We start from the raw sequence: 16550 nt of genomic DNA, 5'->3' as shown, positions 1-16550 counted from the left end.
AAGGGTAGTATATCCCTTTCTCTAGCTTACATTCCTTACTTTTCTCCACTCATGCCTGATCGAATCAGTAACACGTGTCAAAAATAGGTTTACGTATAAGTTCACTATAATTAAGGCAAACGTTTTCGTTACTCACCTTAATGTGTTTGTCGAAATTTGTATAACTTTGCAATAGTTATTATACATAACTATTGTAAGCGATTCAATCATTTTTTTTAACGTTTTCATTTTAGACAAAAATATATAACTTTTTACACATGCTCTGCCTTTACTAAGCGTTGCAAGTGCATCGTTAAATAAATACTTTCAGCTTCATATACAGGTAGTTGCAACTCTTTTTGCATGACCTTAACTAGCTTCCAAGCCAAGTTATAGCAAACTGGATACTCGGCCTTTAATAAATCAGCAAAACTTTGTGATTCCTCTACTTTTTCTCCTTTTTTCACCCTCTCAATAGCATATTGAAGATGACGAATAAGACGTAAATAATGAATGCTCTCTTGATCTAATGTAATTTGTAAGTTTGTCTCAATTAAAGATACAAGTTGTGCAATGAGACGGGAGTTTTGATTAACTGAAGATAAATCAGAATTTGTAAGCGAACTGTAAATGTGAAGTGCAATAAAACCAATTTCTCCTTCAGGCAATGCAATTTGCAAACGAGAATTTAAAAGTTCTACAACACCTTCCGCAATTTCATATTCCTCTGGATAGAGCATTTTTGTTTCAACTAAAAAAGGGTTATCAATTGTAAGTCCTTGTTTTAACCTTTTAATCGCAAATGAAATATGATCTGTTAACGCAATATGAATATGTTCATTTAGTGGAGATTTCGCTTTCCCTTGAATGTACAGCATAATATCGTTCATCAATTCAATTAATTTTTCACTAATATGCGGCACTAATAATTTGTACTGTTCACGATCACGTTCATTTTTTAAGACAAACATTTTTTCGATTTGTTCTTGCTCCAAGACATCTTTCGCTTTTTTCCCAAATCCAATTCCTTTACCAATCACTACTACTTCCTCGTGTTCCGGATGGCTAGCAATGATGACATTATTATTTAAAACTTTTTTAATTTCTAGATAATTACTCATATAACACCACCCTCGTACTTAAATAGCCTACTTTTATGTTACAGAATATTCTTCTTTGTCGTCAATGTAAAACATCTGCCATTTAATAAAAATTCATTTTTTAGACATGTTTATATATGATGCGTATAATGTAAGAGCAACTGTACATAGAAAGGGGATAACAGCATGATTAAAATGTTTGTAAGTGATATCGATGGTACAATGATGCAACACGGAGGTCTTATTGACGAACAAGATGTTGCGGCACTGCGCAGCCTTGCCGAGCAAAATGTTATTCTTTGCTTCGCTTCCGGAAGACTTGATAATGAAATTGCAGACTTAATGAAAGCTGTAAATACAAATTTTCATCGTATTAGTGTAAATGGTGTTTTTGTATATACACATGAAAATAAACAACTATTATCTGCAACTTTTGATTCCAGCATACTTCCCGATTTGTTAGCTATGACGAATGAAGATCCTTATTTCCGTTATGTAAGTGATGAACATAATTATTACATTGAAGAGAAAACACCTTTTATTCAAGAACTTGAACAACAGGTAACTATGACTTCTGTTGAAGAACCAAACTTACTACAGAAAATTGATGATACAATTTTCCCAAATAAAATTTCTGTCGGTGGAACAAAGGAGAACTTACAACTCCTTCAGAAAAAAATTGATGAAAAATTCCACGGGAAAGTTAGTACTTTCATCTCTGCAGAACAATGTTTAGATGTAATGCCACCAAATGTTAGTAAAGGCTCTGCCATTTCTGTTTTATTAAATGAGTTTCAAATAAAACCTGAGGAAATTGCTTGTATAGGGGATTCATATAATGACATTCCTATGTTTTCTTTAACTCCTCACAGTTTTGCTATGTCGCAAGCAGATGATGCAGTAAAAAATCACGCTCACTATGTAGTAAATCACGTCAAAGATGCTGTTAACCACGTAATTACTCATAATAAAAATACGACTCATTCCTTATAAGGATGAGTCGTATTTTTATTTCTTTACATGTTAACCATTTTCAATTCCACTGTACTTCACAAACTGAAATATACTATTTGTTACGTGCGATATTCGTAATAAATTTATAACGATCTCCACGATAAATACATTTCACGTACTCTAGCGGTACCTCACCTTCTGAATATGACCATTGACGCATGACAAGTACAGGCGCCTTTTTAGGAATATGCAGATGTTCAGCTTCATTTTCCGTCGCAACGGAAGCTTCAATTGACTGAGTAGCGCTAACAAGTTTAAAGCCCAGTTTTTTCTCTAAATGTTCATATAAAGATTGTTGCAATATCTCTTCGTTAATATCTTTTACAAGAGCTGGCGACAAATATGTCGTCTCAAAAGCAATCGGTTCATCATCAGCTAAGCGAATACGCCTCACTTCATAAACCGATTCCCCCTCCTGTATTCTTAACCGGTCTGCTATTTTAGCAGTAGCTGGAACTAGGCGGAAACTAAGTAATTGACTACTTGGATTCATTCCACGAGAAATCATGTCTTCTGTGAATCCCGTCATTCCTTGCAACTTTTGTTCCACTTTCGGAAGTTGGACAAATGTTCCAATTCCACGCTTCCGATATAAATAGCCTTGTTCCACTAAATTATTAATCGCCTGTCTGATTGTCATACGACTCACTTCGAACTTATCACAAAGTTCATTCTCAGATGGGATTTTATCTCCCGGCTTCCATTCGCCGTCCTCAATTAGCTGTTTCACCCACTCTTGAATCTGATAATAGATCGGAAATGGTGAATACTTGTCGATGTTCATCAGCAATCGCCTCACTGCATAAAGATAGAGCTTCTTGATCAGCGATTACGGTTACATTCGGATGACGTTGTAAAACTGTAGCCGGACACTCTTCACTATATTCACCTTGCAATAATTCTTTAACAGCTTCTGCCTTTTTAGAACCCATCGCAACAAGTAGAACTTGTTTCGCTTTCATAATGCTTCCAATTCCCATTGTAATCGCATGAGTTGGCACATCTTCTTCTTTTTCGAAGAAGCGAAGGTTTGCTTGGCGTGTAGATTCTGTTAATTCAACAATGTTTGTTGGAGAATTAAACGGTGTTCCTGGCTCATTAAATCCGATGTGACCGTTTTCACCGATTCCAAGAATCTGTAGGTCAACTGGGTTAGCAGCTAGAATGCTCTCGTAACGTTTGCACTCTTCCTCTAAATCACTTGCCATCCCGTTTGGTACATAAGTTTGTTTAAATGGAAGATGATCAAACAACTGTTCTTGCATGAAATAGTGATAGCTGTTTTTATCTTCATGTGGTAAATTTACGTACTCATCTAAGTTTACAGTGGTTACACGGCTTGTATCAAGTTTATTTTTTCGTATTTCTGCATAAATACCTAATGGAGAGCTTCCTGTAGCCATTCCTAATGTTGGATTTTCTTTTGTTTTTACAACTTCTTCAATTAATTTATAACCTGCTTCTGCTAATTCTTCTGGAGTTTTTACAACAAGAATATTCATTTAATTACTTCCCTTCCTTCATATGAATTCCTAAACGAACCGTATCATATACATGTAAATCTTCATTCATCACAACAAAGTCTGCATCTTTTCCTACCGCTAATGCACCTTTATTATTTAATCCAAACTCTTCTGCTTGGTTAACTGATGTCATCAGTACTGCATCTTCGATTGAACAACCTGTAAATTCAATTACATTTCGGAAAGCTTGATCCATTTTTAGAATACTACCAGCTAACGTTCCATCTTCTAATCGAGCACTACCATCTTTTACATGTACTGGCTGTCCGCCAAGCTCATATAATCCATCTTCAAGACCTTTTGCACGCATTGCGTCAGTAATAACACTTACTTTTTTCGGTCCTTTTAACTTATATGCTAATTTCACCATATCAGGGTGAATATGAATACCATCTGTAATTACTTCAACCATTACATCTGGATTTAATAACACATGACCAACAACTCCTGGTTCACGGTGATGTAATCCACGCATTTGATTGTATAAATGTGTCGCATGTGTAATCTTTCTATTTTTTAGTTGTGCATCAATTGCATCTGTATGCCCCATTGTGCCAACTACACCAGTTTCAGCAAGATATTGTTCAAACTCTAATGCTCCCTCTTCTTCTGGTGCATATGTTACTAATTTAATTAAATTCCCACTTGCTTCTTGCCATTGTTTAAATTGCTCAATATTTGCAGGAACGATATGTTCAAGTGGTTGTGCACCTGCACGTTTCTTTGAAACATAAGGTCCTTCTAAGTGAATATATTCGAAATGCGCTCCTTTTTCTTTTGCTTCTTTCGCAGCAGTTAGCGCTGCTTCAATTGCCTCTGGAGCTTGTGTCATTGTTGTTGGGAAGTAAGTTGTAACCCCTTCTTTTAACATTTCTTTACCTAGAGTTACTAACCCATCGCTATTTGCATCCATCGCATCAATATCGTATCCACCATGAATATGAACATCGATCATACCTGGAATTACAATCTTCCCTGTAGCATCAAAAACAGTTTCATTTTCTTGTGGTACATATTGAGCCATCAAACCAATTTCTTTAATGGTTTCTGCGTAACGAATAAATCCGTTTTCCACTATTTCTTGACCTGTGTAAATTTTGGCATTGATGACAATTTGCGTTTTCATTTTCATCGATCCTTTCCCATGAAATACCTACTTGTTATTATTACCTTATTCGCCTAGTTCCATCTTAATATATGCACGAGTAGTTGTCTATACATTCTAATGAAATTTCCTTTTTATTCAACAGAAAAGGAAATTTCTTACGTCCCTTATAATTATAATATATATTATTCATTTTTCCAAAAAGGGACAGTATCCACCCCTAATATAGAAATCACTTCAACAATGGCATTAACCCGCTAGATTTTAACATAACATGTTCACCATCTGTTTCTATTTCTACTGTACGTTTATTTGTTCTATATACCATTATACCGTGCCTTTTCAAGCGCTTTACTACACTTTGATGAGGATGTCCATACGGATTACTACTCCCGTACGACAGAATAGCAAACTGCGGTTCCACTTTTTTTATAAACGTTTCACTTGTTGAAGTATATGAGCCGTGATGCCCCACTTTCAAAACATCTGCATGCACATCAAATTGTTTTAATATTTCATTTTCTGTCCGTACATCCGCGTCACCCATTAATAAAAAATCCGCTTTTCCATATCGTACCTTTAAAACAATTGAGGATTCATTATTTTCATCTTTTGATTTCCCGTTGTTTAATACTTGTATAGAAACATGTGGATCCAGCGGTATATATTGTCCTTCCTTTACTGAAACGAAAGGTATCCCTCTTTTTTTAATATTATTCCGATACGTATGATAAGTAAGAGAACTATATGTTTTTCCACTATCTAATATAAGCGATACCGGCATTTGCTCTACAATTGGAATTAACCCCCCTATATGATCCATATCGGGATGCGTACTGACAATTACATCTAAATGATTAATCCCTTTCTCAATTAATTTCTGAATAATAACCTCTCCTGCTTCATAAGGTCCTCCATCAATTAACATTGTTTGTCCATTTGGCATTATAATAAGTGTTGCGTCACCTTGCCCCACTTTTAAAAAGCTCACTTTCATTTTACTAAGATGTTGCCGATGCATATGTAAAGGAGACGTAGTATGAATAGACATCATATACCTTTTAGCTGATGCGCTATTTAAAGAAAAACATAATAAAACAGAAGCTAATAATAGAATAATCCGCATACCTCTCATAACTCGTCTCCTTTTTTCATTTAGTATGGCACTGTAAATAATTGATATACAAAAAAAGCTTAGCAAAATGCTAAGCTTTTATTTCGATATCTCTTGTAAGGAACCGAAGAATAAATCAGCTTCATTCATTTGTTCATTCTCTTCAGAAAGCGGTGGTAAATCATCTAATGTTTTCAATCCAAATGTGTCCAAAAATTCTTTTGTTGTTCCATATAAAATAGGCCGCCCTGGTCCTTCTGCTCTTCCCATTTCTTTTATAAGTAAATGGGAAACCAACGTTTGTAACGCCTTATCGGTTTTAACTCCTCTAATCTCTTCCATCTCAGTCCTTGTGATTGGTTGACGATATGCAACAATCGCTAACGTTTCGAGGGCAGCTTGCGAAAGCGAAGCAGCTGTTGGTGTATCCATTAATTTTTGATAATATGAAGCATGTTCTTTCTTTGTAGCAAAACGATATACTTTTGCATACTGTACAATTTGCAAACCACGGTTTGCACCTTCACATTCTTGTTGCATTTCTTCTAAAATATTAATTACTTCATTCATTTCAATTTCAAGAACTTTCGCTATTTGTTCTGGATAAATCCCTTCATCACCAGAAACAAATAAAAGGCCTTCAATAATTGACTTTTGTTCTTTCCTATCCATTTCACGAGCTCCTTCCTTCTATTTTTCCATAAAAATACACATCAAAAAACCGAATCACAATCAATGCGTTCGGTTCAATACTTTTTCTCTTGTTCCAAACGATACATTAAAACATAGCATGAGATAAAATGTTTCTATCCCATTTTCACATACTTGCTCTATGCAGATTTATTAGAGCTTGATACGAAAATTTCATCAAAATTATGTTCTTGCTCAATTGTGATTTGTTGATTTTTCATAAGTTCCAGAACTGCTAAAAATGTTACAACCATTATTTCACGTTCATCATCAACAAACAAATCATAAAAACTTTGGCGACCACCCTTTATTTTTAACTGCTTTAAAATATCAGTCATTCGTTGTTCAATTGGTATTTCTTGACGAGTAATACGTGTTGTTACAGGTTTTTTTGCCTTTTTACGGCGCATTAATTTTTGAAATGCTGCTAGCATATCATATAACGTAACATCAAGAGGTAAACTTGTCTCCGCTTCTTGTTCCAACGATGTAAAGTCAATTGGCGGACGTGTATATAGCTGTGCTCTTTCTTGTTCTCTTTCTTTTAACTCAGTAGCAACTTGCTTATATTTCTTATATTCAATTAACCTCTCCATCAATTCTTGACGAGGATCATCTATAAAATCATCACCGTTATCAAGTACATCTTCTTCATGTTTCGGCAACAACATCTTACTTTTAATTTGTAATAACGTTGCGGCCATTACTAAATACTCACTTGCAACATCTAATTGAAGTTCTTTCATCGTATGCACATAAGATAAATATTGCTCTGTAATATCTGCTACAGGAATATTATATATATCAATTTCATAACGATGTATTAAATGTAACAATAGATCCAAAGGCCCTTCAAAAGCCTCTACTTTAAAATTATATTGCACAAAGCATCCCACCACATTTTTTCTATAACAACATAAGTATAGAGCATACTCATGTTCTATCCAACCTTTTTAAGAAATTTAATTAAAAATAGACCAATGCCTATGTCATCATGCCCACCACTTCATATGATAACAGTGTAGTAAGAACAATGTAGGAGGTCAAAAAACTATGGGTCACGTTGATTGTGGTTTTAGCGGTGGGTTCGCATTACTTGTTGTACTGTTTATTTTACTAATTATTGTAGGAGCAGCTTGCTTCTGCTAATATGAACAATAACGGCTAGGGGGAAACCTCCTAGTCGTTTATTGTTCATATTTCTATGATACACTTATATGTATAACCGTTAGATAGGGGCGAAAAAACATGTATCCTACCGAATACATACAATTTTTAATTCATTTCCATGGAGATTATGACTATTTTGAATGTCACGAAATACTAGAAGAGTACTGGAAGACAAAACCAAGAGGTAATCGAGATCATTACTTAGTTGGTCTCATTCAAATTGCAGTTTCTTTATACCACCAAAGACGTGCTAACTGGAATGGTTCCACAAAAATGATGAAAAGCGCAATCACAATTTTAGAAAAAAGCGGTGTGCCTTTACAACGTTTAGGAATTAATCAAGTACAACTTCTTTCCTTACTCAATGAAAGATTGCAATCTATCCATAAAAAAGAACGTTTTGTACCTTTATTTTTACCCTTATCAGATCCATTGTTAGAGAAGCAGTGCATAGAGTTATGTCAAAAACAAAACCTCTCTTGGAAAGACTTGAATGCTATCCCAGTTGAATATATTATAAACAAGCACACTTTGCGTGATCGCACAGAGGTCATTACTGAACGATACGAACAATTACAAAAAAGAAAGCAGAGATAATAAACTACTTATCTCTGCTTTCACGAATGTATATTTTGTTCTAGCCCTTTACATTTTTCGCAAAAACTTGCCGTTTGCTCATTTCCGCAAATTGTAAACTCAAGAAATTTACTCTTTAACTCTTGAACCATCTTCGTCCCAATCCCCACATGACGGTGAGACGGGTTCACACTCAAATGCTGAATTTCTAATACATGATTCTCTTTTTTTACAATCCCCATTATTCCAACAAAATCTTCATTTTCTTTCCACAAATACAATTGCCAATCATCTTTTGCTTCATATTCTTTCATTGTCAATTGTAATGTTTTCACATCTTTTTCAGTTGGCATAAACGAAAGAAGCCCCATTGCAATTTTTTCATAACTTTTTTTAAAACGAATTAACATAACCCTTATCCCTTCTTACAAAAGTTACAAACTAGTAATCCCCTCAATCACTCTTTTCATATCACATTCATTTTACAATATTTTCAACAGAGTGAGAAGAGTCTAAAACAACTTGATAATCATACAAAGCGAAAAGAAGAAAGTCAAATCTATGTTTCAGCACTATTCCTTTAATAAATAGAGTTAAAAAAAGAAAATTTTATATGGAATGGAAAGAAACACATCATTCAACATCACTTCATTCATAGTTACTCTAAAGCAGCACAATTCTAGCAAAATTAATATAACAAAAAATATTTATTGAAACATATAATGTAATGTATTCTATGTAATTTGTTAAAGGTTTGTTCTCACAAGCAATATATTTTAGCAACAACACTACTTGTATGATGAGCTGTAGAAGAAGTACTCGATTTCATTAAAAATAAAAAAGAGAGCAAAAGCTCTCTTTTTCCTTACCTTATTCTTCCCAAACTTTAACTTCTTTCATTACATCGCCTTGACGCATTTTTAATACTGTTTCAATACCGCTTGTTGCTTTACCGAATACAGTATGAACACCATCTAAATGTGGCTGTGGCTCATGAACGATAAAGAATTGGCTACCGCCTGTGTTACGGCCAGCGTGAGCCATAGAAAGTGATCCTACAAGGTGTCTATGAGGGTTTCCATCAGTTTCACATGGAATAGAGTAACCTGGGCCACCTGCACCTGTACCTGTTGGGTCTCCACCTTGGCTTACGAAGCCAGGAATAACACGGTGGAATGTAACACCGTCATAAAATCCTTGCTCTGCTAATTTTTTAAAGTTTTCTACTGTTTTTGGTGCTTCTTCTGGAAAAAATTCCAAGTCGATTTTTTCACCGTTTTCCATTAATATGTATCCTAAAGTTTTCATACGTATATGTCTCCTTTCAACTATCTCAGCACTATATTACCACATTCATGACTAGAAACAAAAAGAATCCGACAATCTAGATACTTCTTTTTTGAAATGTGGAAAAAGTCAGGTGACAAATAAGAAATATATACTATAATAACTTTGTTGCCCGAAAATTTTAGAAAGAGAAAGGGAGCGATTTTTCGTGAAAACGAAATTACTAGCTCTGCTATTAGCTGTAACGGTATTTATGATGCCAACAGCTTCGTTTGCAGACATCATCGAGGGAGAATCAATTGTTACATTAGGAGAGAACTTATCTGAACAACAAAAACAAGATCTGTTAAAAGAAATGAAAGCACCGAAAGATGCTACAATTATTACTGTATCTAATGCGGAAGAACATAAATTTCTAGAAGGCATTGTTCCAAAAGCACAAATTGGTACGAGAGCAATTTCTTCTTCTATGATTACATACACAAAACCAGGATCTGGTCTTATTGTACGATCAAAGAACATTAACTGGGTAACAGATGCAATGTACACTAACGCTTTGATTACAGCAGGTGTAAAAGATGCAGAAATTCAAATTACTGCACCTTTTAAAGTTTCAGGAACTGCAGCTTTAACTGGATTAATGAAAGCATACGAAACTGCGTCCAATAAACAAATTCCTGAAGAAGTTAAAAAAGTAGCGAATGAAGAAATGGTACAAACAGCCCAGCTTGGTGATAAAATTGGTGAAGAAAAAGCAGTTCAACTTGTTGCAAAAATTAAAGAAGAAATTGCAAAAGAACAGCCAAAAACAACAGAAGATTTACGTTCATTAATTAAAAAAATTGCTGATCAACTCGGCATTACATTGACAGATGAACAGTTAGATAACTTAGTATCGTTATTTGATAAAATGAAAAATCTTAATATTGATTGGAATCAAGTTGGTAGTCAATTAAACAAAGCAAAAGAACACGTTTCTGCCTTCTTAGGTTCTGAAGAAGGACAAAGTTTTCTAGATAAAGTGAAAGATTTCTTCTCAAGTATCATTGATTTTGTTAAATCTTTATTCAAGTAAAAAGAAGCCCGTCAGTGACGGGCTTCTTTTTTATACAAGTAACGGTAATTTCATAACAGCCTCTTCAACCGAACGCACTATATGATTTGCTTTCTCCTTTACATATGGATGGGCATGATGAAGAGTAAATGAATGCGGGGTTACTTCAAACATAGAAATATCATTGAAAGAATCTCCAATACAAGCAACTTCATTTGCTTCAATTTGCAAATGGTCCATTAGTCGCTTTAGAGCACTCCCCTTACTCACCCCTCTTGGCATAATATCAACATAGCGTTTACCTGATATAAAAACTTCCGCTTCGCCTTGAAACGTATCTCGTAGCTCTTGATCTAACGTTACAATTTTCTCTTCTTCTCCAAAAACAAACAATTTTGCAGGGTGTACAGTCTTACCAAACTCTTCTTCTAACGCTTCAATTTCAGCAATATGCACGCCCATATACGCTTCAAAATTATGGTGATGTTCATTCTTCCTTTTTGTATATCGCTGCTCATTTCCACAAACAATATCCGCTAGTCCTTTTTTATGTATATATCGATATATTTCCTGGGCAACCGTATTTTCAAAACTCGATTCATGAAATAAATTCCCATCCGGAAGTAACATTGTCGCTCCATTTAAGCCAGTTGTGTAATATGGGAATGAAAACCTTTTTACAACTTCATCAATTCTGTGTGTAAAACGGCCAGAGGCAAAACAAATATTTGTCCCTTTCTCAGCTAACCAACACAGCGCACGTTCATCTTCTTTTTGCATATGATTCACATCGTAAACGAGCGTGTCATCTAAATCACTTACAAATAATTTAATCATGTCCTCTTCCCCTTCCATACACAATATCTACTCTAAGTGTACACAAAAAATGTTTGATTTTTGTTAAAAAATAATAAATTTTTGCTAAAAAAAATAAACGGGTGTATAATCCCGTTTATTTTTGTCTTTTTACATTTTGAGGTCTTACAATACTTGGTCGTACTTTTAAACTAGACATCGTTGGACGGAGTAAAATTTTTGTTAACGCGCCCCAATCAAATGGTAAAAACGGCCATAAATAAGGTGTTTGTAAACTTTTTATAGACGTTAAAAATAAAATTAATATCGTCATACCAATTACAAATCCCATCTCCTGGAAGAGACCTGTCAAAATAATAACAAACAATTTTCCAACCTTATTTCCGAGTCCTAATTCATAACTCGGTGTTGCATATGCACCGATCATAGAAACCGCAACATACAAAATAACTTCTGGTACAAACAAACCTACATCGATTGCTATTTGACCAATTAATATGGCGGAAATTAATCCTGCTGCAGACGATAACGGCGTTGGAGTATGAATGGCTGCCATCCTTAAAAATTCAAGTCCGACCTCTGCCATTATTACCTGTAATAAAATTGGTAAATGCGTCATCTTAGTCGGTCCGATGAAAGCAAGATTTTCTGGTAAAAGAGTTGGGTCAAATACAAACACTAACCAAAACGGTAGTAAAAATAAGGAGAATAAGACACCTAAAAAGCGTACCCAGCGTAAAAATGTCCCGACAGCCGGATTTTGTCTAAACTCTTCTGCATGCTGTAAGTGGTGGAAATATGTTGTTGGAGTAATCATAGCACTCGGTGATGTATCTACTAGTACTAACACATGTCCTTCTAATAAATGATTTGCTGCTACATCTGGTCTTTCTGTATATCGAATAAGTGGGAATGGGTTATAGCTTTGCTTTACAACAAATTCTTCCACTGTTTTATCAGCCATCGTAATTCCATCGACATCGATGTTATTTAATTCTTGTTTTATAATCTTAACTAAATCCGGATTTGCAACATCTTGTACATACGTAATACAAATATCCGTTTGCGATCTATCTCCTACTCTAATCATTTCATTTCGAAGACGTGGGTCACGTATTCTTCTACGAATTAACGCTGTATTTACAACGATATTTTCAACAAACCCATCCCTTGCACCACGTACAACCTTTTCTGTATCTGGTTCTGTCGGAGTCCGCCCTGGATAACTACGAACATCTATTGCGAACGCTTCCGTTTCACCTTCCACAAATATAACGATGAGTCCTGATAATACTTGGAGCATTACCTCATCCATCGTTTTCACTTTACTTACTTGTTGATGAATTAAACGATTCTCTAGAAGCTTCACTGTATCTTCTTCTACATCCCTTATTTCATTTGTATCCACCGCTTCTTCTAAAATAGGGATAATATAATTCGTATCACAGAGTCCATTTACAAACAACACACCAATTTCTTTATTTAAAATTTGAAATTTACGAATGCCAACATCGTATGTAACACCCAGTCCAGCTGTTTGCTTTAAGTAATTTTCATTATCACTTATGAAAGATGAAATTGGGATATCCACTTTTTTAGGCTTCGTCATAAAATCCACTCCTTTCCAAAATTAATTGAATTGCTTTTTTTGTAATTGGTGATCCTCTCTCCCATTCATCATTTCCACACATCTTACCAATATCACCAATTCCAACGATGACAGGAACATTCAAATCGTCTAAACAATAAATTGTATCTCCGCTAATTCTGCCAATTTCACCATCTGGAAGTCCAAATTTATCCACACCATATTCGGTTAAGTTCCCGTTCCGATCTACATTTACATCTACGCGTGCCCATTCCCAATGATGCGTATTAGACGCTACTGCTAAAATGCCAAGCACATCAATTTGTTTATGGGTAGCCACATATTTTAAAGCCTTTTCACCAGATCCTTCTCCAATAAATCCACTGTCATCAAACATGACAAATACAGGGTCATATGGCGTTTGCATAATAAGCTCAACAACTTTTTTCCCTGTCAATTTGGTTGGATTACTTTGTGATGCTGAAATACACCTACCCCCAAATTCCTTCGTTAAAAGCTCAATTGTCCGCTTTGCATATTCATCTCCATCTGTGACCAAAACAACCCTTCGTCTCATTTGATTTATCCTTTCGGTTTACATATAAGTGCTATAAAAAATGAAAACAATATCGCTGCGGAAATGCCCGCAGACGTTAAACTAAACATGCCAATACCAATTCCTAAATATCCATGTTTTTCTGCTGCATGCATTGCTCCGTGCAATAGTGAATGTCCAAAACTTGTAATAGGGACTGTGGCTCCAGCACCTGCAAACTTTATTAGTTTATCGTACAAGCCAAATCCATCTAATATTGCTCCGATGACTACAAAAGTTGCCATTAAATGAGCTGGTGTTAACTTTGCGAAATCTAACAATAGTTGCCCAATTACACAAATAGCTCCACCTACAAGAAATGCGTATATAAAGTCCACAATTCACTCTCCTTTAACTCTCTCAAATACAACACCATGTGCAATTGTTGGAATCGTCTCTTTCTGTTGCATCATCATCGGGCTTAATAATGCACCAGTCGCAACGACAAAAATTCGTTGTAAATTCCCTTTTTGCATCTCGTGTAATAAATGACCATATGTGACAACCGCTGAACAAGCGCAACCACTACCACCTGCAAACACTTCTTCTTGACTTGATTCATAAATCATCAATCCACAATCATTGTATATATGCCCAAGATCATAACCTTCCTCAAGTAAAAGTTGTTTCGCAATCGGCGTCCCAACAGCTGATAAATCACCCGTAACAATCAAATCATAGTCATCAGCACTTCTTCTCAAATCTTCAAAATGCTGTTGAATTGTATGAGCTGCTGCTGGAGCCATCGCTGCCCCCATGTCCAAAGGATTTGTGATTCCTAAATCTTGCACTTTTCCGATTGTAGCCGCCGTAATTTTAATTGCACTTTTTTCATTACTAATTAATATAGATCCTGCACCAGTCACAGTTGAATTTGCTGTCCCTGGCTTTTGTCCACCGTACTCTGTTGGATAGCGAAATTGTCTTTCAGCCGTTGCATTATGACTACTTACTGTAGCTAAGACACGATTTGCAAATCCACCGTCTATAAAAGCTGAGCCAACTGCTAAAGTCTCCATAGACGTCGCACAAGCGCTAAACATTCCTAAAAAAGGAATACCCCACTTACGCGCAACATAATTCGCTGTCACTGTTTGATTTAATAAATCTCCCGCTAAAAAGAAATCAATTTGCGATGTTTTTATATTCCCTTTTTGCACTGCTTGTTGAATTGAGTCCGACATTAACCTTCGTTCGGCGAGCTCCCAATTTTCCTCTCCACAATGTAAGTCATCATATGAAATATCAAATTTTTTTCCAAGAGGGCCCTCAGCTTCTTTCGGACCGACAGCAGTGCCCGTTGCATTTACATATATATCATTTTGAAATACCCACGTTTGTTTTCCGGTCAACCTCATACTAGCCCCTCCTTTAAGACATAAAAATTTTAAAGGTATACCTTATTAACCCAATGATATATGCACCAACAACTCCAAATACAATCACACTTCCTGCCAATTTAAACATATTTGTAGCAATCCCTAGAACAACCCCTTCGCTCTTATGTTCTAAGGCAGCGCTCGCCATAGAATTTGCAAATCCTGTTACCGGTACCGCTGATCCTGCTCCAGCAAATTGACCGATTTTATCATATACACCACATCCTGTTAAAATCGCTGATACTAAAACAAGAGTTGCAACAGTTGGGTTTCCTGCCTCTTGTTCACTGAAGTGAAAATAATGTATATACAATTTCATCAATACTTCTCCAACTGTGCAAATGAGTCCACCTACAAGAAATGCTTTGATACAATTTAGTAAATAGTTTGGCTTTGGATGATACTTCTTCACTTTATTTATGTAATCATCCTTCAATTTCTGACTTGTCATTTATATACTGCCTCCTACCTTACGAAATAAATCCAGTGAAACAACGACCCTATTACTTTCCCAAGTACAAGAGCAACGAGTAAAACAATAATCTTCCCCTCTACCCCTACTCGTTTCGCTAAAATAGGTAGAACATTTAACACCTCTGTTAATGCCGCAGCAAGCATTCCGATGAACGTGCCACAAAATATCCCTAATATAACGAGCCAATATTGCGACGTTTGAAATGTAATATTTTTCAAACTGCACCAAGCCCCTGTTAACGTACCTGCAATGACCGCCCACTCAAAATATTGAATATGCTTTCCACTTCTCGTTAATTGAGCTAAACGGGGGATTATACCAAGTACAGCTAAAAATGCGACATATCCGCTACCTACCGCAATCCCTCCAGCTAAACCAATTAAAATAACAAATCCAGACTCAATCATCGGTAAGTTGTTTCATATTATCCTTGTTTTCATTAACGATTACATATTGATCAAGTGACTGTTGGTATTGAAACATCTCAACTTCTAGCGGACTTGGCTCTTCATTAATTCGTTTTTGAAATACATGATTAAAGAATAAAACCATTCCTAAGCCAAGGCCTAAAGAATAAGGAATTTGAAATAAAAGTGGTTGCGCATTAAATTCTCCAGTAATCATGTAATATAACCGTTGATGTACTTGTTGCATACTTACATCTTCATGGAAATAAATGATCGCAAGGGCCGCTCCAATGAAAAGTAACAACCATACAAGTCCGAAAAAAATTGGTTGTGCCTTCTTTTTTTCGTATATAATTTCAACAAGAGTTTGTCCAGAACCGAGTAAATTAATTTGTACATGAGATGCTTTCTGTTGAATAATCTCAATTACTTTCATAACATCAATTACAACATGAGTCTTATCATGCACTGTTATTTTGTAAACTATCTCATTTTGTAACAACTCAACTACGGAAGAATCTCCGGCAAGTTGAGCAACATCACCCAGCTTTACTTCATAAGTAGGAGAAACTTTTAAACGATTGCGCATTTTAATATAAATCGTTTGTTCCAACTTTCATTCACCCCTTCACTCTTCCTCGTAGTTGTAGTATGGTTATTGAATTTTTTTCTAATACA

General features: G+C 35.5%; 21 protein-coding genes. 4 read left to right on the top strand and 17 right to left on the bottom strand.

Annotation, left to right across the window (positions count from 1 at the left end; genetic code table 11):
- Window positions 1–251: 251 nt before the first annotated feature.
- Window positions 252–1100: a glucose PTS transporter transcription antiterminator GlcT gene (gene glcT / locus CGQ22_RS04410; RefSeq protein WP_000073857.1), complete on the bottom strand. Its 849-nt coding sequence runs from the start codon at window positions 1098–1100 to the stop codon at window positions 252–254.
- A 165-nt stretch (window positions 1101–1265) separates the two neighbouring features.
- Between glcT and CGQ22_RS04405 the strand changes: the two genes are divergently transcribed.
- A complete protein-coding gene (locus CGQ22_RS04405; RefSeq protein WP_000594242.1) occupies window positions 1266–2072 on the top strand; it encodes a Cof-type HAD-IIB family hydrolase in 807 nt (268 codons plus the stop codon).
- A gap of 73 nt (window positions 2073–2145) precedes the next feature.
- Here the strand turns inward: CGQ22_RS04405 and phnF are convergent, their stop codons facing one another.
- The 6 genes from phnF to scpA all read right to left on the bottom strand — a co-directional run bounded on the left by phnF (window position 2146) and on the right by scpA (window position 7409).
- Window positions 2146–2877 carry a phosphonate metabolism transcriptional regulator PhnF gene (gene phnF, locus CGQ22_RS04400; RefSeq protein WP_021727649.1) on the bottom strand — a complete coding sequence of 244 codons (732 nt, stop codon included), beginning with the start codon at window positions 2875–2877 and terminating at the stop codon, window positions 2146–2148.
- Complete coding sequence (nagB, locus tag CGQ22_RS04395; protein ID WP_001024201.1) at window positions 2807–3595, bottom strand: glucosamine-6-phosphate deaminase; 789 nt, start codon at window positions 3593–3595, stop codon at window positions 2807–2809. Before nagB ends, phnF begins: the two co-directional genes overlap by 71 nt.
- Window positions 3596–3599: 4 nt before the next feature.
- Window positions 3600–4742 (bottom strand): N-acetylglucosamine-6-phosphate deacetylase, encoded by a 1143-nt coding sequence (nagA, locus tag CGQ22_RS04390; RefSeq protein ID WP_001987227.1) that lies wholly within the window; start codon window positions 4740–4742, stop codon window positions 3600–3602.
- Window positions 4743–4953: 211 nt separating this feature from the next.
- Complete coding sequence (locus CGQ22_RS04385; protein ID WP_001214823.1) at window positions 4954–5856, bottom strand: ComEC/Rec2 family competence protein; 903 nt, start codon at window positions 5854–5856, stop codon at window positions 4954–4956.
- 78 nt (window positions 5857–5934) lie between these two features.
- Window positions 5935–6507, bottom strand: a complete 573-nt coding sequence (scpB, locus tag CGQ22_RS04380) for a segregation/condensation protein ScpB (protein ID WP_000375172.1) — start codon at window positions 6505–6507, stop codon at window positions 5935–5937.
- 158 nt (window positions 6508–6665) lie between these two features.
- Window positions 6666–7409 (bottom strand): segregation/condensation protein A, encoded by a 744-nt coding sequence (gene scpA / locus CGQ22_RS04370; protein ID WP_001199747.1) that lies wholly within the window; start codon window positions 7407–7409, stop codon window positions 6666–6668.
- Between the two features lie 169 nt (window positions 7410–7578).
- Here scpA and CGQ22_RS04365 point away from each other — a divergent pair, with 169 nt between their 5' ends.
- Window positions 7579–7674, top strand: a complete 96-nt coding sequence (locus CGQ22_RS04365) for a YjcZ family sporulation protein (protein ID WP_000510194.1) — start codon at window positions 7579–7581, stop codon at window positions 7672–7674.
- 99 nt (window positions 7675–7773) lie between these two features.
- On the top strand, window positions 7774–8292 hold the full coding sequence (locus CGQ22_RS04360) for a DUF309 domain-containing protein (RefSeq protein ID WP_000283593.1): 519 nt from the start codon (window positions 7774–7776) through the stop codon (window positions 8290–8292).
- A gap of 20 nt (window positions 8293–8312) precedes the next feature.
- Here CGQ22_RS04360 and ribT read toward each other — a convergent pair whose 3' ends face one another.
- Window positions 8313–8681 carry a GNAT family N-acetyltransferase RibT gene (gene ribT, locus CGQ22_RS04355; RefSeq protein ID WP_000908399.1) on the bottom strand — a complete coding sequence of 123 codons (369 nt, stop codon included), beginning with the start codon at window positions 8679–8681 and terminating at the stop codon, window positions 8313–8315.
- 460 nt (window positions 8682–9141) lie between these two features.
- Window positions 9142–9579 (bottom strand): peptidylprolyl isomerase, encoded by a 438-nt coding sequence (locus tag CGQ22_RS04350; protein WP_000853782.1) that lies wholly within the window; start codon window positions 9577–9579, stop codon window positions 9142–9144.
- 187 nt (window positions 9580–9766) lie between these two features.
- Here CGQ22_RS04350 and CGQ22_RS04345 point away from each other — a divergent pair, with 187 nt between their 5' ends.
- Entirely contained in the window at window positions 9767–10633 is an 867-nt protein-coding gene (locus CGQ22_RS04345; protein ID WP_000850515.1) for a DUF1002 domain-containing protein, read from the top strand.
- Between the two features lie 30 nt (window positions 10634–10663).
- Here CGQ22_RS04345 and CGQ22_RS04340 read toward each other — a convergent pair whose 3' ends face one another.
- From CGQ22_RS04340 to CGQ22_RS04305, 8 genes are all read right to left on the bottom strand, one after another.
- Window positions 10664–11467, bottom strand: a complete 804-nt coding sequence (locus tag CGQ22_RS04340) for a Cof-type HAD-IIB family hydrolase (RefSeq protein WP_002181155.1) — start codon at window positions 11465–11467, stop codon at window positions 10664–10666.
- Between the two features lie 97 nt (window positions 11468–11564).
- Entirely contained in the window at window positions 11565–13037 is a 1473-nt protein-coding gene (gene spoVAF, locus CGQ22_RS04335; RefSeq protein WP_000165589.1) for a spore germination protein SpoVAF, read from the bottom strand.
- The gene (spoVAEA, locus tag CGQ22_RS04330; RefSeq protein ID WP_001254412.1) at window positions 13024–13593 is read right to left on the bottom strand and encodes a stage V sporulation protein SpoVABEA; all 570 of its coding nucleotides are present in this window, start codon (window positions 13591–13593) and stop codon (window positions 13024–13026) included. The genes spoVAF and spoVAEA overlap by 14 nt, the downstream gene beginning before the upstream one ends.
- Before the next feature lie 5 nt (window positions 13594–13598).
- Window positions 13599–13949: a stage V sporulation protein AE gene (spoVAE, locus tag CGQ22_RS04325; RefSeq protein WP_000345907.1), complete on the bottom strand. Its 351-nt coding sequence runs from the start codon at window positions 13947–13949 to the stop codon at window positions 13599–13601.
- 3 nt (window positions 13950–13952) lie between these two features.
- Window positions 13953–14969, bottom strand: coding sequence for a stage V sporulation protein AD (gene spoVAD / locus CGQ22_RS04320; RefSeq protein ID WP_001241159.1), 1017 nt, complete (start codon window positions 14967–14969; stop codon window positions 13953–13955).
- Window positions 14970–14982: 13 nt separating this feature from the next.
- A complete protein-coding gene (gene spoVAC / locus CGQ22_RS04315; RefSeq protein ID WP_000203814.1) occupies window positions 14983–15441 on the bottom strand; it encodes a stage V sporulation protein AC in 459 nt (152 codons plus the stop codon).
- Window positions 15442–15455: 14 nt separating this feature from the next.
- On the bottom strand, window positions 15456–15872 hold the full coding sequence (spoVAB, locus tag CGQ22_RS04310) for a stage V sporulation protein SpoVAB (RefSeq protein ID WP_000572937.1): 417 nt from the start codon (window positions 15870–15872) through the stop codon (window positions 15456–15458).
- Entirely contained in the window at window positions 15865–16485 is a 621-nt protein-coding gene (locus CGQ22_RS04305; protein ID WP_000438370.1) for a stage V sporulation protein AA, read from the bottom strand. The genes spoVAB and CGQ22_RS04305 overlap by 8 nt, the downstream gene beginning before the upstream one ends.
- Between the last annotated feature and the right edge of the window lie 65 nt (window positions 16486–16550).

The organism is Bacillus sp. M13(2017) (assembly GCF_002218325.1).
GTDB lineage: Bacteria > Bacillota > Bacilli > Bacillales > Bacillaceae_G > Bacillus_A > Bacillus_A thuringiensis_K.
Note: the sequence above shows the minus strand (reverse complement) of the source record. Positions and strands in the feature narration are given on the sequence as shown.